General features: G+C 65.1%; 19 protein-coding genes and 1 pseudogene. 8 read left to right on the top strand and 12 right to left on the bottom strand.

Features of this window, described 5'->3' with window-relative positions; all coding sequences use genetic code 11:
* Positions 1-31: 31 nt before the first annotated feature.
* Complete coding sequence (locus BM314_RS28095) at positions 32-469, bottom strand: IS66-like element accessory protein TnpA (protein WP_091981800.1); 438 nt, start codon at positions 467-469, stop codon at positions 32-34.
* A 24-nt stretch (positions 470-493) separates the two neighbouring features.
* Complete coding sequence (locus tag BM314_RS28090; protein WP_244540073.1) at positions 494-679, bottom strand: hypothetical protein; 186 nt, start codon at positions 677-679, stop codon at positions 494-496.
* A gap of 565 nt (positions 680-1244) precedes the next feature.
* On the opposite strand from BM314_RS28090, the gene BM314_RS28085 reads away from it, so the two are divergent.
* Positions 1245-1859: a Ros/MucR family transcriptional regulator gene (locus tag BM314_RS28085; RefSeq protein WP_348272752.1), complete on the top strand. Its 615-nt coding sequence runs from the start codon at positions 1245-1247 to the stop codon at positions 1857-1859.
* Positions 1860-2609: 750 nt separating this feature from the next.
* Positions 2610-2840 (top strand): DUF6894 family protein, encoded by a 231-nt coding sequence (locus BM314_RS28080; protein ID WP_091683094.1) that lies wholly within the window; start codon positions 2610-2612, stop codon positions 2838-2840.
* Between the two features lie 83 nt (positions 2841-2923).
* Here the strand turns inward: BM314_RS28080 and BM314_RS28075 are convergent, their stop codons facing one another.
* From BM314_RS28075 to BM314_RS28070, 3 genes and pseudogenes are all read right to left on the bottom strand, one after another.
* Positions 2924-3640, bottom strand: a complete 717-nt coding sequence (locus BM314_RS28075) for a thermonuclease family protein (RefSeq protein WP_244540072.1) — start codon at positions 3638-3640, stop codon at positions 2924-2926.
* 100 nt (positions 3641-3740) lie between these two features.
* Positions 3741-3917: a hypothetical protein gene (locus BM314_RS30780; protein ID WP_170855255.1), complete on the bottom strand. Its 177-nt coding sequence runs from the start codon at positions 3915-3917 to the stop codon at positions 3741-3743.
* A gap of 1178 nt (positions 3918-5095) precedes the next feature.
* Positions 5096-6172: pseudogene (locus BM314_RS28070) on the bottom strand (IS5 family transposase).
* 142 nt (positions 6173-6314) lie between these two features.
* Here BM314_RS28070 and BM314_RS30320 point away from each other — a divergent pair.
* The 4 genes from BM314_RS30320 to BM314_RS28055 all read left to right on the top strand — a co-directional run bounded on the left by BM314_RS30320 (position 6315) and on the right by BM314_RS28055 (position 10569).
* Positions 6315-6647 (top strand): hypothetical protein, encoded by a 333-nt coding sequence (locus tag BM314_RS30320; RefSeq protein WP_139215730.1) that lies wholly within the window; start codon positions 6315-6317, stop codon positions 6645-6647.
* Positions 6648-6680: 33 nt separating this feature from the next.
* A complete protein-coding gene (locus BM314_RS28065) occupies positions 6681-6935 on the top strand; it encodes a hypothetical protein (RefSeq protein ID WP_091683092.1) in 255 nt (84 codons plus the stop codon).
* A 38-nt stretch (positions 6936-6973) separates the two neighbouring features.
* Positions 6974-9550: a CheR family methyltransferase gene (locus tag BM314_RS28060; protein ID WP_091683090.1), complete on the top strand. Its 2577-nt coding sequence runs from the start codon at positions 6974-6976 to the stop codon at positions 9548-9550.
* Between the two features lie 386 nt (positions 9551-9936).
* Entirely contained in the window at positions 9937-10569 is a 633-nt protein-coding gene (locus BM314_RS28055; protein WP_091683115.1) for a tyrosine-type recombinase/integrase, read from the top strand.
* A gap of 230 nt (positions 10570-10799) precedes the next feature.
* On the opposite strand, the gene BM314_RS28050 is transcribed toward BM314_RS28055, so the two are convergent.
* From BM314_RS28050 to BM314_RS28025, 6 genes are all read right to left on the bottom strand, one after another.
* Entirely contained in the window at positions 10800-12704 is a 1905-nt protein-coding gene (locus BM314_RS28050) for an ATP-binding protein (protein ID WP_091683089.1), read from the bottom strand.
* Entirely contained in the window at positions 12701-13696 is a 996-nt protein-coding gene (locus tag BM314_RS28045; protein ID WP_091981794.1) for an ATP-binding protein, read from the bottom strand. Before BM314_RS28045 ends, BM314_RS28050 begins: the two co-directional genes overlap by 4 nt.
* 2 nt (positions 13697-13698) lie before the next feature.
* A complete protein-coding gene (locus BM314_RS28040) occupies positions 13699-14103 on the bottom strand; it encodes an anti-sigma regulatory factor (RefSeq protein WP_091683085.1) in 405 nt (134 codons plus the stop codon).
* Positions 14084-14485: an STAS domain-containing protein gene (locus BM314_RS28035; RefSeq protein ID WP_091683084.1), complete on the bottom strand. Its 402-nt coding sequence runs from the start codon at positions 14483-14485 to the stop codon at positions 14084-14086. The genes BM314_RS28040 and BM314_RS28035 overlap by 20 nt, the downstream gene beginning before the upstream one ends.
* 4 nt (positions 14486-14489) lie before the next feature.
* Positions 14490-15362: an STAS domain-containing protein gene (locus BM314_RS28030; protein WP_091683081.1), complete on the bottom strand. Its 873-nt coding sequence runs from the start codon at positions 15360-15362 to the stop codon at positions 14490-14492.
* 503 nt (positions 15363-15865) lie between these two features.
* Positions 15866-16276: a response regulator gene (locus BM314_RS28025; RefSeq protein WP_244540071.1), complete on the bottom strand. Its 411-nt coding sequence runs from the start codon at positions 16274-16276 to the stop codon at positions 15866-15868.
* Positions 16277-16439: 163 nt separating this feature from the next.
* Here BM314_RS28025 and BM314_RS28020 point away from each other — a divergent pair, with 163 nt between their 5' ends.
* The gene (locus tag BM314_RS28020) at positions 16440-17303 is read left to right on the top strand and encodes a transglutaminase family protein (RefSeq protein WP_091683079.1); all 864 of its coding nucleotides are present in this window, start codon (positions 16440-16442) and stop codon (positions 17301-17303) included.
* A gap of 301 nt (positions 17304-17604) precedes the next feature.
* Here the strand turns inward: BM314_RS28020 and BM314_RS28015 are convergent, their stop codons facing one another.
* Positions 17605-19104: a DUF2252 domain-containing protein gene (locus BM314_RS28015; protein WP_091683078.1), complete on the bottom strand. Its 1500-nt coding sequence runs from the start codon at positions 19102-19104 to the stop codon at positions 17605-17607.
* A 264-nt stretch (positions 19105-19368) separates the two neighbouring features.
* Here BM314_RS28015 and BM314_RS28010 point away from each other — a divergent pair, with 264 nt between their 5' ends.
* Positions 19369-21330 (top strand): response regulator, encoded by a 1962-nt coding sequence (locus BM314_RS28010; protein ID WP_091683076.1) that lies wholly within the window; start codon positions 19369-19371, stop codon positions 21328-21330.
* Positions 21331-21447: the final 117 nt, after the last annotated feature.

Genomic DNA, 21447 nt, shown 5'->3' with positions numbered 1-21447 from the left:
ACCATGACGCGGACCGCGCCCGCCGGCCCGATCACGCGCCGCCCTTCAGCGCACCGATCACCGCCGCGATGATAGTGGGCGAGGCGCCGTCGCCGATCCGCACCGTGATGCCGCCTGCCTCCACCTCGATCCCCACCGCGCGGCGGCGCGATGAGGATCGTCTGATGCGCCGGCGTGGCGGCTGCGCCCGGGCGGGATCCACCGCCGTGGGCTCGGGTGCGGTCACCGCCGGCACGAAAGCCGGCAGCGCCGCGGTCTGGCGCGCCTCGCGCCGCCACGTGAACAGCTGCTGCGGGGTCAACCCGTGGCGGCGGGCCACCACCGACACCACCGCGCCCGGAACGAACGTCTCCTCCAGGATCCGCGCCCGGTCGTCGGCGCTCCAGCGCCTGCGGCCGACCGCGCCGTCGATCACCTCGAAACGCCGGACCGTCCCCTCCGGCTCAAGTCTGCGGTCAAGTCCAGACACAAAACGATCCTCTCGTGCGGATCGTCAAACTGCCCGGTCAGGTTGCTCCACAAAAGATGGGGCCGGAACATCGCTTACGATCCAGTCGCGAATGCCACAATGCTGCACGGCCCGAGCTACCAGGCCGGTGCCGGTGCTCGCCAGCTCAGGTGTCACGGTCTGGCCGGAGAAGAAGGTCTGGTCGAAGAACTGCCGGGCCTCGTCCACCATCCGGGCAGCGACGGTGGAGCTACCGACCTCCAGAAGCTGGTCGAGCTGGATCGGGATGCGAGAGCGCCGACGCGGCGCTGAGTTTTGCAACACCGGCGCACCAAGCGCTCATTATCTCGACATGGCGCCCTGGCTTCGGCCGGGGCGCCTTTCATCGTTTCAAGCGCTCCGAACTGCGCGGTCTCTCGCGCGGAGACCGATCCCCAAGCGTAGACCCTCTCAAACCACCCGGCTCGGGCCGCGGCGGTTTTTTCGTGCGCTGGGCCGCCGCTTGCGACGCCCGAGCTCCTCCCGACTTCAGCCTCGCCGGTACCCCCGCGCGAGGCTCTCTCGTTTCATGGTTTGCGGCTGCCCGCGCCCTGCCGGCGCTGGCCTACCTCTTAGATCAGCGAAGCCGCACCGCGGGCAGTCACGGCCTAAAATGCTGTGACAGAACTTCAGCCTCTTGAATGAGGCGGACATGTCGTGCCGCATCCACCTTGATGCGTCGATTTAACCAAGCAGCTGATCTTAGAACCGGTCAATATCCAAAGCTATCTGATATTATCTCGTAGATACGCCATCGGTGTTTCTGCGTGGGTCTCCGCCCAGTTCGCAGGAGGCATCATTGGACGACGCTACATCAACCTTGGCTCCCGATCAGAGCAACCTAATCGAGCTCACGGCCGATATCGTGTCCGCTTCCGTCTCGAAAAACTCTGTGCCTACATCCGAAATGCCGGCGCTTCTGTCCGCGATCCACGGCGCGCTCAGTGGATTGAGTAACCCCGCTACCCCGGCTGAGTCTAAGGTCGACCGTGCCACTCCGAGCCAGATCCGGAAGTCGATCATGCACGACGCGCTGATCAGCTTCGAAGACGGCCGACTGTACAAGACCCTGAAACGGCATCTGAGGGGAGTGGGCCTCACCCCGGACGAGTACCGGGCGAAGTGGGGCCTGCCGGTCGACTACCCGATGACCGCCCCGAGCTACTTCGAGATGCGCTTGGCCCTGGCAAAGAACACTGACCTCGGCAACCTGCGCCGGAACGCAGCCCCCAAGGTGGCGGAGGTCGCAGAGACGATCACCGAGGCGCCCAAGGCCCGAGGCCGGAAGAAGGTGGTCGAGTCGGCGTCTGCACCGGCCGAGAAGGCCACGCGCCCCCGCAAGCCGAAGAAGGCTGCTGTTGCGGCCGAGTGAGGCAGCTCGGCGTGGGGGTTGTTCATTCACCCTTTGGCCGCCACCATCTCCTCGGGCGTCCGTCTCAACAGCCGACGCCAAGCCGGGGGTGCCGCGTTGACACTACGGCCTCTGGTGAGAAGCCCGCCCGGTTCGCCGCGGCGGGCTTTTTCGTGGGCCGAGCGCTGATGCAGGCTTCTCGGCTCATCTCGACACGCGCCGCGGCGATCGAGCCTACAGTCAAAATTGCGCGCAATTGATATAGGTTGTACACAACCGACTAAGCGGCATGCTTCGAGCTGGCGAAATTTCGGAGGCTTGGACGTGGAACCGCATGACTTTTCCAGGGCGAACGACGACAGCGAGAGACGTCTGGCTCCCGCATCTGACGCTGTGACCGACCTAATCGTCGCTTTGTCGATCTGCGCGACTTCGCTTAACCAGCTGGCCGACGAAGTAGTCCGGTGTGCGGCGTGTACGAACGATCCTGATCAGCGAGAAGACCTGTGGGCGGCCGCACGAGGCCAACGGATCCAGGTCCTCGAGGTACAGGGCATGCTCGCGGCTCTGACCAAAGCCTTCACCGAAAGCTACGTCGGCCACGAAGGTTCATAGGCGATGGTGGCCTGCGGACGGAGCTTTCCGTGGCATTGGCTGCGGCCTACCGTCGGTCATCGTGAACCCAGGCGGCTGTGCGTATCGTCTCCGCACGTCGAACCGTTCTCGATACTCCAGGTTTGCCGCGTGGGGGATCAGACCACGGAGGCGTGAGTGTCACGCTACTTCATCAGCACCACCAACGGCCACGAAGTCGAGGACGACGAGGGCGTCGAGCTATCCGGCCGCGGGGCATTACGCGCCCTGCTGGGGAGGACACTGACGGCGATCCTCCACGACGAATGCGCGATCGACGGGTCGAAAGAGTGCAGCGCCCGAGCCTACGACGAAGACGGCAAGCTCGTGATGCGGGCGCGGGCTACCATCGACATCACAGATCAGTAGGCCACCCCGGTTCAAGGCTGGTGAGATCGGACGCTCCCCGCCCAGTGAGCAGATCGGGGCGGGGCCGAGCGGACAATACGCGGTTAGCCGCGCGCACCTCGCCATCCGGCCGCCTTCGCCTCGTCCTCGCTGCAGAACATGCGCTCGCCGGAGCCCGTGGTGATCACGGTCCGGTCGTAATCCCTCGTCCCGGGCAGGTGGTAGATCTTGTCGCCCTTGCGCGAGATGTTGCCCTTGATCGCACAGGCGGTCTGTGTGGGCGCCGGAGCAGCGGCCGGGAGTTTCTCCATCTCCGGCCGGGTCTCCACGCCGCCGGCGCGCTTGGCGCGCCTCCAGTCCGACGGTGGATCGAAGGTGCCGGCCCAAAGGCCGCGCTTCAGCGCCCTCGCGGTGGTCTCGACCCCGACGTAGTCGCGGGAGTAACGCTGGTAGGCCGTGGCGTAGCCCTGGCTCGCCATCCAGGCGTTCAGGTCTTCGTCGCCTTTCCGGCATATCGCAACGGTTCGGCCATACCGATCAGTATCGCGCGGCTCACAGGAGATAATCGCCTCGCCGATCTGGCGAGCCAGGGCGAGCGCCGCCACTTGCCCGCACCGGTAGGACTTGCCGGCAGCGTCCTGACAAAGCTGAGCACTCTCCGGCGCGTCGATGCCGTGCAGGCGGACCCGAGTGCTGCGGATCACCACCGTGTCACCGTCCGTGACGGAAGCACGGCCTACGATCGGCTCCGCCGCCAGAACCGGACCGGAGAGTAAAACGAGGACGGCGAGAGCGTGGCGCATCGCTTTGGGATAGCTCATTCGCAGCTTCCGGCAACCTCTTCCGCGAGGTCGTGCAGAGCCATAGGCGGCAGATGGCGGAGGTGGAGCAGCTTGCGCATCCGGCCGCACCCCGCAATGGTTATGTAGCTTTGGAGCCGGCCTTCCTGCTGATAGACTCCTCGTCCGCAATGGCCCGATCTATAGCTTCGATTTCGGCCTGCACATTTTTGATGCTTTCCTGCTGATCCACGATTTTTCGGCGGTTCATCACCATCTGGTCGCGCAGCTCTTTTAAGGCGTCAACCGGACTCAGCATGACGTTCCTCCTTTTGACGCGCGGAGAGTTGCGGGTGAGCTTACCTTCCCAACAAAATTGCTTTCCTTGAGGTTCATATCTCGCGTCAACTTCGATTATCTGAAACTCATGGTTCGCTCTCCAAAATTCGCTCGTCTTAACTCTATTTCGTCACAGATATTATTGTCATTTACTTGCGATGATCCCTTCTTAGAACTCGGCGCCACCAATTGTCCGCGAGCATTGAGCGACATGCGGGGCATTGCAAAACACCTTTTATTGCCTGACATTATAAATATGGTATCTAGGCGATCATATTGCGACTACCGAGACTCATGAGATTTTTTGTAAAGCCATAGCCAGCCTCAGATTGACGATGGGCCGCTGACTGCTCTATTGGGTCTGAAAGCATCAACGTGCCCGCACCTCAGCAGAGCGCGGCCCGGCAGGATAGCTGCCAGCGAACGCATCGCACCAATACTAGCGGCGTCCTATTTCGCGACATCGTGCAGAAATACGGGCCTAAATGGCGAAGTCGGATTGTGGCCTTCGGAACCGATCGCCCGCTCGCGTGTCTTCCTATTACCTAAGTACCGACCCATCACAGCCCACCCGGCCTAACGCCGCGGTGGGCTTCTTGTCTTATCTTCATCAGGAGAATGGCTTTGATACGTTTCACGGTCTCATATACAAACAGAACAGGCGCAGTAATCACAAAACATAACACGACCCAGTCAGCGTACGAAGAAGCTCGCGAGTATATCCGCAAGGGCTACCATGATGTGATGCTAACTGATCTCGCAACTGGTTCGAGAAGCAGTTCGGCGCTCATCAAAAAAGACCTTGAACGCGTCGACGAGTTTTATCGCGAGGCGCTGTAGATCGAATGCTCTGTCGCTGTCCCGCTGACGGCCAACTGCCGGCGCGAGCAAGGGATTTTTGAAGGGTCAGAACGGATTAAATATTTCACACAGGCTCCGGCTGACGGAGGGAGTCATGGATCTGCGCCAATCGCCGCCACTGAAGGCAATTTCTAAGAGGGCTCACGCGCGCTATCGGGCGCCCTAAAGATGGGCACCTCCAATTACCTCGATGAGGGCGGTCTCTTGGTGGGATCAGCGAAATGCCGAGCGCTTTGGCGATCCGATGCTATCCTCACGCTGGTCCCGGTCGGGGCAAAAAGCCCTCGATCCCGGCCCTCAGGCGGTCTTCGTCCGGGATCCGTTGAGCCAGACCGCCCGATTCATGTTGTAGATCAGATTGGCCAGTCCGATCTTCATCCGGGCTCTCGCCAAGCCAACCGTGCGCACCACGAGCCCATCGGCCCCTTCTGCCGAGCGAAGACGTGCTCGATGGCGACGCGGACCTTCGACTTTTCGCCGTTGGCCCGGGCGATGTTCCTCGCCATCGGCTTGCCCGGCGGCTTCTTGCGATGGATGCGGGAGCGAAAGCCGTTGCCCGCCAAGTGTGCCTCGTTGGCCTTCGAGCGGTAGGCCGTATCGGCCCAGACGTCGCTGGCGGTATTGGCCTTCGAGAGGAGACTGGGCAGCTGCGCCCCGTCGTGGCGGGCCGCGTCGGTAGCGGTCCAGGTTCGGATTAGCCCATGGCGGCGATCGATGCCGACGTGGTTCTTGTAGCCGAAGGTCGGCACCGCGAGGTCGATCCGCTTCGACCCATATTCAGCCGGCTTGGCCTTCGACCATTTGATCGTCCAGCGCGTCGCGGTCCTTCTGGGCGAGCCTGGCCGGCTTGGCCTTCCAGGCGTCGGGCACACGGCCGGCCTTCAGATCCGCCCTCTCGGCTTCCGTGTTGCGCTGCTTGGGTGCGGCCACCACGGTCGCGTCGACGATCAGCCCACCCATCGCTAGGAAACCGGCGTGCCGCAGGGCCGTGTCGTAGGCTGAAAACAGCACTGCGATGGCCGGCTTCCCCGCAATCTCGGCCCGGGTGAGCGCCTCGCGGAACGTCCAGATCGTGTTGGCGTCGGGCACCGAGTCGGACAACCCGAGCCCGAGGAAGCGCATGAACGACAGCCGGTCCTTGATCAGGAACTCCGTGCGCTCGTCCGACAGCGAGTGGCTGGCCTGGAGGATCAGCACCTTGAACATGAAGACGAGATCGAACGGTGGGCGACCGCCCTTCGACCCGTCTGAGCGGGGCACGGCACAGGCGAGGTCGTCCCGGAATAGCTCGAAATCGACGATGCGGGTCAACCGCTCCAGCGCGTCGCCCTTGGCCGAGAGTGATCCTCCCTCGGCATCGCGGACACCTCTGATACGCTCATGCTGAGCGGGGAAGGTGTCGGATGACCGAGCCGCGGTTTACACAAGTTTGCCGCATCTAGAAATTGAGAGCATGATCGCCCGTCAAGCCCAAAGTTGATCGACGCTTCGGCGTGCTGCGAAGTTTGGAACGCCTATGAATGACCGCCTCCATCTAGCAGATCGGAGCCTTGAGGTTGCCCGCGAATTGCGTGCGGCGGCCGAGGAAACAAGGCGGACGCTGGATGCATCGCGTGAGCTCGTCCGGCGCTCACGGGTTCAGTCGAACTCCATGGCTGGCTCAGCGACGCTCAGCGACGACGTTGCGCCCTCGCAGTATCTCGTGGAGTGCCTCATCGACGCCTACGAGGCCGCGAAAGATGAGCCCGACGTACTGACCCGCAACCTCCTCGGTCAGGTGCTCCATCATGTCGGTTGTCGCATCGCGAGAGCGTTTGGACCAAAGGCGGTCGGGCTCGCAACGCATTGATCGACGGCCCGCAAGCGCCAGTGGAGGTGCCAGATGAACGGCGACGATCCGCAGGCCGGCTGTGACACTGACGCACTGGACCGCATTGCGCAGGCCCTGGGCGTTCCCGTCGCGGCTTTCCTCGCAGACAAACCGGATGAGGCCCCCAACGTCGCAAATGCGGTGATGGCAATGGGTGATCCGGCTCACGTTGTGACGTTGCTGCGCCTGTTCGCGCGGCTGAAGAGTCCCGAAGCGCGGGCCCGCTGCCTAGCCTACGTCGTGCAGGAGGCCACGCGGGACGACTGATCCGCGCGGTTGGCCTCGACAACGGGTGAGAACGCAGGATGCTGAAACCCGACGAACGGGGTGGCATCGATCCGGGGGCTCAGAACGGGGTGATGGACCAGGACCACTTTCCAGTTGTCGGCATCGGCGCGTCCGCAGGCGGCATCGAGGCGATGCGGAGCTTCTTCCGAGGGGTGCCCGAGACGCTCAGGGCCGCCTTCGTGGTCGTGACGCATCTCAGCCGGGGACATAAAAGCCAGCTCCCGAACGTGCTGGCCCAGTTCACGTCGCTCGAGGTCGAAGCCGCCACCGACGGTGTGCCGGTCCGGCCGGGCCACGTCTACGTCATGCCTGCCGGTTTCGTCATGGGCATCGCGGGCGGCCGGCTGACTTTGACGCCGCTGGAGCCAGCGGGCCGCGAGACCAAGCCGATCGACCTTTTCCTGACCGCCCTGGCCCTAGACCAGGGCGAGCGTGCGGTCGGCGTGATCCTGTCCGGCGGCGACGGCGACGGTGCCATCGGCGTCAAGGCGATCAAGGAGCACGGTGGCCTGACCCTGGCTCAGACCGCGGATGGTTACGGCCCCGAGACCGCGGACATGCCGCTCAGTTCACTCCGGACCGGCTTCGTCGATTTCGGCGAGATGGCCGACCGGATGGGCGAGCGGATCGCCGCGCACGCCGCCGCGCACCTCGCCGCCGCGCCGGACGCGCTGGCCACCCAGGGCGACGCGGACGCGCGGGGGCTCGACGCCGAGCTGCTCACCGAGATCTTCGCCATCCTCCGCCGCCAGGTCGGCCACGACTTCTCGGGCTACAAGCCCAGCACCTTCGTGCGCCGCCTTCAGCGCCGCATCGGCATCGTCGGCGCGGCCGGGCCGAACGGCTACCTCAAGCTGCTGCGTGCCGACCCGGCCGAGGTCGGGGTGCTGTTCCGGGACCTCCTGATCGGCGTGACGAACTTCTTCCGCGACACCGCCGCCTTCGAGTCCCTGGCCACCCAGGTCATCCCGAAGCTGCTCGACGCACGCGCGGCGACCGATGTCGTGCGGATCTGGGTACCGGCCTGCTCGACCGGCGAAGAGGTCTACTCCCTGGCCATCCTCCTGCGCGAGAACATGCTCACCATGGCGGATCCACCGCGGGTGCAGATCTTCGCCACGGACATCGACGAGCGTTCGCTCGCGGTAGCCCGGACCGGCCGCTACCCGAGGGCTTACCTTGATGCTGTCTCTCCCGAGCGGATCGCGCAGTACTTCGTTGTCGAGGGCGACAGCGCGGTGGTCGCGAAGTCCGTGCGTGACCTGTGCACGTTCGCCCCGCACAGCGTGCTGCGCGACCCGCCGTTCTCGCGCCTCGATCTCATCTCCTGCCGCAACCTGATGATCTACCTCGGCGTCGAGGCCCAGCAGCAGCTGATGCCGGTGCTGCACTATGCCCTGCGGCCGCGCGGCTACCTGTTCATCGGGATGGCCGAGAATGTCACGCGGTTCGAGGATCTGTTTGAAACGATCGACAAGCGGAACCGCATCTTCCAGGCTCGCGACGCGATCCCGCCGGCGCGGCTGCCGCCGATGTCAGGGCCGGATACGCCGACCTTCACGAATACCGGCCAGCCGCACCGGCGCCACGTGACTACGCATGCTGCTCTGCGGCACGCAGTCGAGACGCAGATGCTGTCCGAGTTCACACCGCCGCACGCGGTTGTGACGCGGACGGGCGAGGCCGTGCACTACTCGTCGCGGATCGGCGATCACCTGGAAGTCGTGCCTGGCCAGCCAACCCGGGAACTAGCCGCGATGGCGCGCAAAGGCTTGCGCCTGGATCTCCGGACAGCCCTGCGCGAGGCGATCGAGGGCAACACCCTGGTCTCGCGTGGCGGCATCGGCGTCGAACTGCCGGACGGCCGTCTCCAGTCGATCTCCCTGGTGGTCAAGCCGCTGAACACGCCCGGCGCGATCGAGCCGCTTTTCTTGGTCGTTTTCAACGAGGCCGCTGCCCCCATCGAGAAGGAGCGCCAGCAGGCGCTGGAGGCGAACGAGCGGGACACAGCGCTGCAGGGCCTTGAGCGTGAATTGAGTGTGACGCGGGAACGGCTCCAGGCTGTGATCGAGGAATACGAGACCTCCCTCGAGGAACTCAAATCGTCGAACGAGGAGCTGTACTCGGTCAACGAGGAGATGCAGGCCGCCAACGAGGAGCTGGAGGCGTCGAAGGAGGAGACACAGTCTCTGAACGAGGAACTTCAGACGGTTAATTCCGAACTGACATGCAAGATTGAGGCCATAGATCAGTTAATCGAAGATCAGGCCACGTTGTTTGAGGGCATGAACGTCGCGAGCGTGCTTCTGACTCCGGATCTCCACATCCGCATGTTCACCAACGCGGCGGCGCAGATTTTCGGCCTACAACCGAGTGATGTAGGGCGCTCCCTGCGCAACTTCTCTGCGCCGATTCCTCTAGCTTGGATGTTGGACGAGATCCCGACGGTGTTGGCGGCGAACCGGCCCTCCGAGCGGACGATCGAGGGGGCTGACGGCGCCCGCTACCGGGTCCGGCTGATGGCCGCGACCCGCAAGGGCAGCCGCATGCCCGGGATCGTCGCCAACTTCACGGACCTGATCGAGCAGGAATGACCGACCGGTTTGCACGCCGCGCCTGCGACCTCGGTGGCCCACACGCACTGGCGTGACGCAGACACAGTAGACTGCGCCAGCGCGTCGTAGGTTGCTACGGCATTGCAGGGCTTACCCGCCTTTGGGGTACAGGAGAGAGCGAATCCTGTCGCCGATCAAGGTCGAAGGTAGAACGTCAGCTATCTGGCGGCAGACTAAGCTCCGATTGCTACCCCGAGCCGAAGCTGTCAGTCGGCCGAGGTTATGACCGCTTATGGGAAGGGCTCCCCGCGCTCTAAGTGGCTGGGTTGGGTCGCCAACGGAACGTCCGCATATGCCCCCATCTTCAGAGCCTCGGTTCGGGTGTCTCCTTCCCGCGTCGGCATGGGCCGGCGAGGAGACAGATGATGGGACATTCAGCACACGATCCGGCTACGAAAGGGCGGCCGGCTTGGAACGCTGGCCGCAAGCTCGGCGCCAAGCGAGCCCTCAAACCTCAACAAGTCTGGGCCATCCGGTTCTGGCTCGACCGCGAACGGCGGACACGCGACCGGGCGCTGTTCGACCTCGCCATCGACAGCAAACTTCGTGGCTGCGACATCGTAAAGCTCAAGATCGGCGACCTCGTCAGCGGTGGTCGCGTCCGGAGCCGCGCCATCGTCATCCAGCGCAAGACCGGCCGACCAGTGCAGTTCGAACTGCTCGAACCCGCCCGTACCAGCATCCTCGCATGGCTGGAGGCCAGGGGTGGAACGCTCGACGACTATGCCTTCCCGAGCCGGCTCGACGGCGTCACGCATATCAGCACCCGGCAGTATGCGCGCCTGGTCGATGAGTGGGTCACAGGCATCGGGCTGCGCAGCGAGGACTATGGCACCCATTCCCTCCGACGCACGAAGGCGTCGTTAATCTACAAGCGGACCGGCAACCTGCGTGCCGTCCAGATCCTGCTCGGCCATACCAAGATCGAGAGCACGGTCAGGTACCTCGGCGTCGACGTCGAAGATGCTTTGACCCTAGCCGAGGGAACTGAGATTTGAGCGTTCGGCCCCTCGGCTTCTGCGTCGAGGGGCTTCGAGACCAGCCCAGCAGCAATGCGCCCATTCCCGCCGTACAGCCTCACCCCAGCGCATCGCGGAAGCAGACGCTTCTTCAGCAGTCGAGACGTCGCGGGTTCGGAAGCCACGTGAACGTGCGCAATCTGGTCGAGACCATGAGTGGGAAGTTGGCCATGGCCGACTGCGGATAGCGCGTCACCGGTGGATGAGCATCAGCAGTTGTGAGGCGAGGCGCCGATGATCCGACGCAAAACCCGGCCAACCTGCGCGGCCGAATAGGGCTTGTGGATTAACTCGAAGCCGTGGCTGTCCTCCTGGGCCAGGACATGGCTGTAGCCCGAGGCCAGGATCACCGGCAGGGTCGGAATGCGCATGCGCAACGCTCTGGCGAGCTCAATCCCGCCCATACCTGGCATGACGACGTCGGAGAAGACGGCCTGAAAGCCTGCACCGTCCGTCCCGAGACGCTCGAGCGCCTCTTCCGCGTTGACGACCCACTCGGGTGCGTATCCGAGATCCTCCAAGATCTGGGTGCAGAAGCCTCCGACCTCCAGGTTATCTTCCACGAGCAGGATGCGCTGACCGAGACCGACCGGCGACAGAGCGGCGTCGGGGTCGGAGACAGGGGCTTCGGCTGTCTCGGACGAGACTTCGGGCAAGTAGAGGGTGAAGACCGTCCCCTGGCCGCTCTCGCTTGTCACATCCACGTCGCCGCCGGACTGCTTGGTAAACCCGAACACTTGGGAGAGTCCGAGACCCGTGCCGCGCCCGACGTCCTTGGTCGTAAAGAACGGTTCGAATATGCGCCCGAGTACCTCCGGGGGGATGCCCGAGCCGGTGTCGGCGAGCGAGACCGCCACGAACGGCCCCCGTGAGCCGGCATGCCCCCGGATCATCGGCATGGCCCGCCCGGCCGCCACCCGCATCGTCAGCGTGCCGCTGCCGTCCATGGCGTCGCGGGCGTTGACGGCGATGTTCACCAGGGCCGTCTCGAACTGGTTGAGGTCGGCGCGTACCAGGGCGGGTCTGTCCGACATCTCGACCCTGACTTGGATGCGCGTGCCGGTGATGGTGTCGAGCATCTCGGCCACGCCGCGCAGGCGTTCACCGACCTCGAACACCTCAGGCTTCAGGGACTGGCGACGTGCGAAGGCCAGGAGCTGTCCGGTCAGCTTGGCGGCGCGGTCGACGGTGTCGGAGACGGCGTCCATGTACCGCTTGCGCCGGTCTTCCGGCAAATCCGGGCGGCGGAGGAAGTCGACGGACGAGCGGATGATGGTCAGCAGGTTGTTGAAGTCGTGCGCGACGCCGCCAGTCAATTGCCCGACCGCTTCGAGCTTCTGGGATTGCCGCAGGTCCTGCTCCATCCGCTCGCGCTCGACCGCCTCGGCCAGGAGCCGAGCGTTTGCCTCAGCAAGTTCGGCTGTGCGGGCAGCCACTTGGCTTTCCAGGAGAACGCCCGCCTCGCGCAGGAGCACGGCTTGTGACTCCAACTCCGCGTGGAGCGCGACCACGCCCCGGTTCGTCTCGGAGAGTTCCTGGTTCAGGCGTTTGGTTTCCTCCTCACGTTCGGCCAGCGCGGCGAGGCTGCGCAGAAGCTCCCGGTTCTGCTCGCGCAAGGCGACCAGCGGTTCCTCAGTCCTGGCCCGGGCGACATACTCGGCTAGGGTCGCGAGCCTCGGTCCCGTAAAACGTCCGGTCCCGGATGGAAGCCGCTTCCCGAACGTCACGACAGTGCCGTTGCCGGCCACCGTGTCGACCTCGAAGCGGTCCATCAGCCGCCGTGAACCGGTGATGCCGATGCCGAGGCCCGTCGTCGAGCGGAAGCGCCCTTCGAGGATGGCGTCGAGATCGGCGATGCCCGGTCCCTTGTCGCTCACCCTGATGACCAGGAACTGCTCGCCTCTGTCCCGATCGAGCTGATCGAGGCCGTACTCGATGCGACCGCCACCGGCGTAGCCGTAGGCGTTGCGCGCGATCTCGGACACTGCCGTGGCGATGCGGGTCTGGTCCTGGATCTCGAAGCCCAGGCGCTCGGCCAGCCGGCGCACGCGCTGGCGCACCGTCGCGATATCGTCCTCGTGCTGGATAGCACTGGTGAGGAGCGGCCACCTCATCGCGTCCCATCCCGCACGACGAGCACGGTGGCATCGTCCCGGGCCCTGGCGAAGTCGCGATAGATCACCCCGGCCACGAGCGTCGGATGGGCGGCGGCGATGCCGGGATGGGCGTCCAGCGACCAAGCCGTGGCGATCCCGTCTGAGCACAGCACGAACAGGTCGTCCGGCCGCATGGGGTACTCGAACTCCTGGATGCGCCGAGCCGCGTGCCCTGCCGTCCCGGCGAGGCTGACCGTCCGCTTGGTCACGGTGCCGGAGACGACCGCACCCAGCACGTTGCCGATGCCGGCAAACGCGAGAGTGCCCCGGTTCCGCTCATACCGCGCGACGGAGATCGCACCCCCTCGCGTGTGCGACAGGCCTGCATGGATGGCGGACAGAATCGCGGCGGGCGGCTTGTCCTGATGTCTCCGGAACAGCTTCAGCGCTTCTTCGGAAGCCTTGGCGGCCTCCGGCCCGTGGCCGAGGCCGTCCGACACCACGGCGGTCCAGCCGTCGGCGCGCTCGCGCACGGCGTAGGCGTCGCCGTTGGCGGTCTCACCCTTCAGGGGGACCGCCACCGCCCCATAGCCCGGCACGGCGTCCGAAACGGCCTTCCTGTCGATTGAAAGGCGCGCCAACACCGCCGTGCCCAGCTCGGGGCGGGACACGATGTCGAAAGCGTCGGAGATGCGGCGCACCGCGCCAAGGCCCTCGCCCGCGCTGCCGCCAGTGGAGTGTCCGTCCGTCAGGGCCAGACCGAGATTCGAGAACCCTTCGCCCTTGTCGAGCACGAGGATCTCGACGCCCGAGCCTGTCCCGTCCTCGTAGGTGCCGACCAAGACCTCGCCCGGCACGCCGTACTTGACCACGTTGGTGGCGAGTTCGGTCACCACGAGCGCGATGCGGCCAGCCGCGGTCTCGTCGAAGCCGATGGACTGAGCGACGGCCACTGCGCGTCGTCGGGCCTCGGCCACTTGGCTCGCTTCCGTGACGGTGACCCGGTCCATGTTCATTTCCACCGGGTGATCATGACGCGAGTTCCAACGCCGGGGCTCGATTCGATCTGAAATTCGTTCGAGAGGCGCTTGGCCCCGCCCAGGCCGAGGCCGAGGCCCTTGCCGGAGGTGTAGTGGTCAGTCATCGCCTGCTCGATGTCGGCGATGCCGGGGCCCTGGTCCTCGAAGGTCAGGCGCAGGCCCTTGCGCGTCCCGGCCTGGACGCTCTCCGCGCGGACCTCACCGCCACCCCCGTAATCGAGGGTGTTGCGCGCGAGCTCGCTCGCGGCGGTGATGATCTTCGTCTGATCGACGAGCCCGAGGCCGATGTCGATGGCGAGGGCACGCACGCGTTGCCTCACGCGGACGACGTCGTCACCGGACCGGACGGGGATGGTCTCAGTCTTCGAGACCGTCACGGTCGCTCCAATGCCCCGCGCCGTCCTCGGGCAAGCGCGCCTTCAACAAGGCCATGCCGCGCTCGACGTTGAGGGCTGTCCTGATGCCGGTAAGCTCCAAGCCAAGCTCGACCAAAGTGATGGCGACCGCCGGCCGCATACCGGCCAGGACCGTTTCCGCGTCGAGGACGCGCGAGACAGCCGCGATGCTCACCAACATGCGCCCGATGAAGGAATCGACGATCTCCAGCGCCGAGATCTCGATGAGCACGCCGCGCGCGCCGGTGCGCGCGATCATCGCCGTCAGATCCTCCTCCAGGGCCAGCGCGAGGCGGTCGTGCATGTCGACCTGGATGGTGACGATCAGCGTGCCGCCGAGCTTGAGGATCGGGATGCGGTCCATGGCCTCAGCGGCGCTCCTCAGCCGACTGCTGGCGCACAACCTTGCGGCCAGTCCGCCTGAGGGCGAGCGCGAAGGCGTCGGCCAACGTCGCCTTCGAGATAACGTTCAGCTCCACGCCGAGATGGACCATGGTCTGCGCGATCTGCGGCCGGATGCCGGAGACGATGCAGTCGGCGCCCATCAGGCGGGCGGCCGCCACGGTCTTGAGCAGGTGCTGCGCCACCAGGGTGTCGACGGTCGGCACGCCGGTGATGTCGATGATGGCGATCTCGGCCTCTTCGTCGACGATGGCCTGGAGCAGGTTCTCCATCACGACACCGGTGCGGGCACTGTCGAGGGTGCCGATGAGCGGCAGCGCCAGGATACCGTCCCAGAGGCGAACCACGGGCGTGGAGAGCTCGGCGATCTCCTGCCCCTGGCGCCCGATGACCTCTTCGCGGCTGGCTAGGAACACCTCCATCGTGAGCAGCCCGAGCCGGTCGAGTACCTTCCCCGCCGCCCATACGCCGGCGGCCAAGGCCGAGGCGTCCGCGGCCGACTTGCGCCGCAGCGCCTCGAAAATCGGCTCTTTGAGCGAGAAGACGAAGTTGGCGGTGTCGGTCGGCGTGAACCCCTGGATCGCCCGCGAGCGGGAGATATCGGCGAGGTTTTCGCGCAGCGGGGTATAGCTTTCCGCGTCCGCGTCGACCCCACCGGACGAAAGTCCGTCCCGAAGCAGGCCGAACACGGCCTTGGCCTGGGTCTGGAGCTCGGCCTCTCGGATCCGACCGCTCTGCAGGGAGGTCCCTTTCCGGAGAGATATGTTCCAGGCTTCGAGGATGGCGGCCTCGTCTTCCGTGAGCGTCCTTATCAGGACCTCGACGCCGTCCATTCGCATCAGGTTTTTCCCATCGTTATGATGCAGTCTCTATCCCGGTATTGAGCCTCTCGATAGGCGGCATCGCTACAAAGGAGCTGACCGCGGCAAATTATTTCCCGCCTTCGGCTCTACTTCTTGTCTCGTTAATTTCGGTAACAGGGATCGCTGCATTGCCGCCGCGGACGCCTCACGTCCCCTGGGCGCGGCCCCCAGACCAAGATAATTTACACAAAAGTGTGTCCTGACTGATTATCAAAGTTTTTATCAATGCGGCGGCAGCGGCGACGACAAGACAGCGCCAGCATATGAGAAGGCGTCTTCCTGGATCGACAGGGACTATCCAAATCGAAGCGGTTGCTTGTGGTGCAGCGCCTCTGCTTTCCCGTTCGACTTCCTCCGGAATTTACCAGCGGCTGACGCCAACTTCAGGCGATCAGATAACCCGAGGACGGGCGTCTCCAAGAGCTACTTCCGGTCGCGAAAGACTCTCGCATCAGGTACGAAACGCCAGGTTCGAAAGACTACGTCCTCAACTGTTTCGGGTGCCTCTCGTCCGGCAGTGTTTTGCGGACATGATGCCGGACGACCTCGGCGCTGAACGGTTTGCCGATGAACGTCGCGCCCTCCGGCAGGTCGCCGGGCTCAGGCGCGGCCCGGCCCGAGGCGACCACGACCGCGATGTGCGGCCAGCGCTCATTTGTCTGCCTTGCCAAGTCGAAGCCGTCGGCATTCCCCGGCATGTGCACGTCAGTGAAGAGTAGTTGAACCGCGTCATGATGCTGATCCAATATTCGCAGAGCCTGGACGACGTTCATCGCTTCCAGCACCTGGAACCCCGCATCCTCAAGGATACTGGTCGCCTCCATCAGGATCAGGGCGTCGTCGTCGACGACGAGGGCGTGGGGCGCATCGCCCTTGGAATCATGTGTCACACAGCTAAAGCTCGCTCGGGAGCGGAAGGTTGCCTCCCGATGGAACCGTGATCTGGGCAGATCGTCCAATTTTCAGGGCCGGTACGTGGCTGGATCCATGCTAGGCTGCGTCGCGGCAGCCTGCATGCCGTGCACAGCCGGGCCGGACCGAAGGGACAGATTTTTGATCGACCTGCGTATCCGCCACCAGACGATGTACCGCTATCGCCAGCCCGTCAATCTCGGACCGCACCGGCTGATGATGCGCCCGCGGGAGAGCCGCGACCTGCGCCTGCTGTCGAGCAACATCACCCTGTCGCCTGACGCCACCGTGACCTGGGCCTACGACGTCGCCGGCAACGCCGTGGCGACGGCCACGTTCGGGCCTTCGACTGATCGCCTCGTCGTGGAGAGCGTATCTCGGGTCGAACTCTCGGCCGAGGCTTATCCCGTCTTCGCCATCGCCGCCTCCGCCATCGCGTTCCCGTTCCAGTACACCGATGACGAGTGGACGGACCTCGGCGCCCTGACGATCCCGCAATATCCGGAGGGGGAGCCGAGCCTGCGGGCCTGGGCGCAGGGGTTCGTGGCGTCCTGCCCAACCGACACCCTGTCGCTCCTCAAGGATCTGAACGCCGGGGTCGGTGGCACCATCGCCTACCAAGGTCGGGAAGACGAGGGCACGCAGTCGCCGAGCCAGACCCTGTCTCTGGGGATGGGGTCGTGCCGGGACCTGGCGACGCTCTTCGTCGAGGCGGTGCGCAGCCTCGGCTTCGGAGCCCGGGTCGTGTCCGGCTACCTCCACGACCCGTCGCGAACGCTGCTCGGCTCCGCCGATGCGGGAGCCACGCATGCCTGGGCGGAGGCCTTCCTGCCGGGTGCCGGGTGGATCACCTTCGATCCGACGAACCGCAGCGTCGGCGGCGCGAGCCTGATCCCGGTCGCGGTCGCACGCGACATTCGACAGGCCATGCCGCTGGTCGGAAGCTTCGCCGGGCCGGCGGACGCCTTTCTGGACATGTCTGTGGAGGTCAGCGTCGGCGGGTAGGCTTGATGCAGCCAGAATCTGCCGCCTCAGGCAGCGGTCCGGCTGTGCCGGGTCCGGCATGGGGATCGACGTCGCAACGCTCCGGCGATCCAGAGGCCGGCACGCCGGACGAGGCGGCCATGCGTAGGGGAGACGGTTCGACCCGTCACAGCGCCCCGGTCCGGCGACGGCTCGGCTCGTGCGGCGCCAAGTTCGGGGCTACACGCGCGGGCGAACGACGCCGTCGGTGCAGGCTCGACCAGGGTCCCACACACCGAGAGAAGCCCGCTGTGTCCGGGCGATCGCGACCGCACCCGTAAGGTCAGAGATGCGGATCGTCGGCCGCGCGAAGCCTGCCCGCCGCGATGGCGTCCCGAAAGGTCCGATAATCCTCAGCGTTCCGTTCTCCGTAGGCCATAGCCCAGTCGGCCAGGGCTTCGCGCAGATCGGCACGGCCGTCATGACCGCAGTAACCTGCGATCGCTGCCGCATCCCCGGTTCGTGCGTGGGCCTTGGCGAGCAGCGCTCCGTACCCGTGCGAGAAGTACAGGAGTGATCGGCCTGTCATGCGCGCGACCGGGATCTCGCCCTTCATGTTCTTCATCTGCCGCACGTAGAACGGACGCCCTTCGATCTTCGTCCATCCCAGCAGCGGATCGCCCACGGCCTGCAGGAGGCGCTGACCGTAGATCACGCGCTCGCCTTCGTGATCGGCATAGGGCCTGGGCATGCCGCGCAGATAGGGCGCGTGCGCCGGCCGCACGGCTTCCTTCACTTGGAGGAAGAGGACGTCTCGATCGGAGTTGCCGCACAGCAGCGCGACGTAGGCCCGGGTCCCGACGCTCCCGACACCGACGACGCGGTGGGCCACGTCGACCACATGGTAGCGGCTGAGCATGAACCGCCGCTCGCGCGGCAGCGTCTCGGCGTAGCGCTCCAGACCGGAGGTCACAAGCTCGCGCGTGGCCTCATCGACGCGGACGAGGATCGGCGGCTCCTCGCGAAAGCGCCAGCCACCGTCCGTGCGACGCTCGCCAACCTGGTCGAGCAAGCTCGTGTTGTTCTTCCGCCGCGCCTTCTCGACAGCCCTGTGAACCACAGCCTGTGAGCGCGCGTCGATCTCGATGCCGGCGAAGGCGAGGTCCTCGGCGCGTGCCGCGCGCCGCCACACGTCGAGCGAGCCGCGCGGGGCGAGATCGTCCATCGTGTGCTGGTAACCCGCCACCGCGCTCAGTACCGCCTGCCGCCGTTCCGATGCGGCGACGTCTGCATCCCGCGCGGCGACCTCAATGCTCGCGCAAAGCCGCTTCAGGTCCCACTCCCACGGCCCGACCGTCACCTCGTCGAAGTCGTTGAGGTCGAGCACCACATCGCCCTGGGGCGATCCAAAAAGCCCGAAGTTCGAGATATGCGCGTCGCCGTTCATAACTACATCGATGGCGCCGCGCGGTCCCTGTGCCAGATCCCAGGCCATGACTTGCGCGGCGCCGCGCAGAAAGGCGAACGGCGAGGAGGCCATGCGGGCGACCCGCAGCGGGATCAGGTGTGATTGCCGTCCCGCGTGCGCCGCTTCGATGAGGGTCACCGGGTCGGGACGATCGCGGGCGATATTGAGGTTGGCATGGGCAGCGTGGGGCAGTTCCAGGCGCAGAACCTTGCCGGCCGCCCGGCGCTTCTCCCACGGCTCCACACCCGCGCGCAGGTTGATATGCGGGAAGTCTGCAAGGGGATCGAGGACTACCTCCTCGGCAGCCTCGATGACCGCATCGTGCTCATCGGTCACCGCCGATGGGGTATCCGTAGGCTGCGCTGACCGTTCCATCGACCTCGTCCGACCGCTCCACACCCAGGCAACGGTCCGGCCGCGGAATAAACCCCGCCGCTCAACGTGGACTTAATCGCGCACCCCCGCGGACGGCGAGTTGCCGCGCCGAACCAGACATCTATCGCACGCCCGGCTCGTTCATTCTGGCTGCCCGAGCATGATGACCGCGGCCCGCGTTCTGCGACGACCTTCGGCGTGCCCCGAGGCGGGTGCAGGACGCGCTCGCTTTGCAAAGCATCCGGCACGTGACACTCACGTCTCATGAGCAGCTTGCACAACCTGATCGGGACGGTCGCCCGCCGGCGTCACGCGCCGGTCACCGACTACAGCGTCACGCTGCTGTTTGTCGGCGCCATGACGTTCGTTCGGTTCCTCGCTCCGGCCTACGTCGCGCCGTTCCTGTTGTACATCCCGGTTCTCTTGCTCGCGAGCCTCGCTTTTGGCTGGGGTCCAGGAACGCTGGCCTTGTCGTTGTCCACCCTGATCGCCGCGTGGTTCTACACGCAGGACGGGATGCTCAACGGCGTCGACGATGCCTTGCTGTGTCAGTACGCATTGGTCGGCGCGACCATCGTGTGCATCTGCCACACCCTGCGCCGGTCCGTCGCGCAGAACGAAGCTACGCTGGGGCGGCTCCACGCTGCAAACCACATCCTCGTCGAAAGGGAGGCGGCGTTGACCCGCGCCAATGCGACGGCGGAGGCCGCTAAGGAAGCGGCCGAGCAGGCCAACACAGCGAAGAGCGATTTTCTGGCCAACATGAGCCATGAACTCCGCACCCCGCTCTCCGCAATCATCGGCTATAGCGAGATGATGGGTGAGGAGATCTCCGACGGCTGCGCAGCGTCGGACCTCGTGGTCGACATCGGCAAGGTCGAGCGCAACGCCCGTCACCTGCTCGGCCTGATCAACGACGTGCTGGACCTCTCCAAAGTCGAGAGCGGCAAGATGGAGGTCTACACCGAGGATTTTGCGGTGGAGGACATGCTGCGCGACGTCGCGAGTTCGGTCGCGATGCTGGTCGGCAAGAGGGGCAACACGCTCGAACTGCAACTCGCGGTCGGCCTGGGCCAGATGCATTCCGACCTGACGAAGACACGCCAGGTGCTCTTCAACTTCTTGAGCAATGCCGCCAAGTTCACGGAAAATGGGATCATCACGCTCGCCGCCTCGCGCATGACGGATCTCTCGGGCATCGACCGGCTCTCGCTCTCTGTCACCGATGCTGGGATCGGTATGACGGCCGAGCAGGTCTCGCGCCTGTTCCAGCGTTTCGAGCAGGCCGACGCCTCCACGACGCGCAACTTCGGGGGGACCGGGCTCGGCCTGTCGCTCACGCGTTCCTTCGCCGACATGCTGGAAGGGACGGTTACGGTCTCCAGCACGCCTAACCAGGGAAGTACATTCACGTTCACCGTGCCGGCAACCTTTGTTCCACCCGTCGATGAGCGAGCCTCGAACGATCCGGACATCATTGTTGACGACGAGCTGGATGGTGATGTCATCCTGGTCATCGAAGACGATCCGGACCAGCTCGCGCTCACGACGCGGTTCCTTCATCGCGAGGGCTTCCGGGTCCAGACAGCCACGAACGGCAGGAGCGGCCTTGACCTAGCCCGGAAGCTGCGACCGCGCGCCATCGTGCTGGACGTGATGATGCCGGGTGTGGACGGGTGGTCGGTGCTGAGCCAGATCAAAGCGGACGCGATACTTGCGTCGACGCCCGTAGTGATGGTGACGTCCGTCGACCAACGCAATCTCGCGGAATCGCTCGGCGCCTCGGACTACATGCTGAAGCCGGTCGACTGGTCCCGGTTTGGCAAGATTGTGAATCAGTTCAGGCTGTCGGGGACGGACCGGCGCGGCACCGTGCTCTTGGTCGAAGACGAGGCCGTGACCCGCATGGCGATGCGCTCCACCCTCGAGGAGGACGGATGGTCGGTCGTGGAAGCCTCGAACGGGGAAGAAGGCCTGCAGCACGTGGCAGCCACCAAGCCGGACGTGGTCATCGTGGACTTAAACATGCCCATCATGGACGGCTTCGGCTTCCTAGAGGGCGTGCGAGCCGTGCCCGGCTGCTCGGACATCTCGGTGATCGTATTGACGGGTCGGGAATTCTCGGCGGACGACCGGAGCAAGCTTCGCGGCGCGAGCCAGATCCTCAATCGTGGCGACCTCGCGTCGGCGAGTCTGGCAGAAAGGCTGAGAGGTCTGACCGCCTGAAAAGGGTGAAGGTGGCGCAGCAGCATCGGCATCGAGCCTAACCCGTAGTCTAATCTGAGGTCATCAGTTCAGAAGCCCGAATGACTGGGCCGGGTCGTAGGCCCTGTGTCCGCTTTT

Source organism: Methylobacterium sp. 13MFTsu3.1M2 (genome assembly GCF_900112625.1).
In the GTDB taxonomy this organism is placed as follows: domain Bacteria; phylum Pseudomonadota; class Alphaproteobacteria; order Rhizobiales; family Beijerinckiaceae; genus Methylobacterium.
Note: the sequence above shows the minus strand (reverse complement) of the source record. Positions and strands in the feature narration are given on the sequence as shown.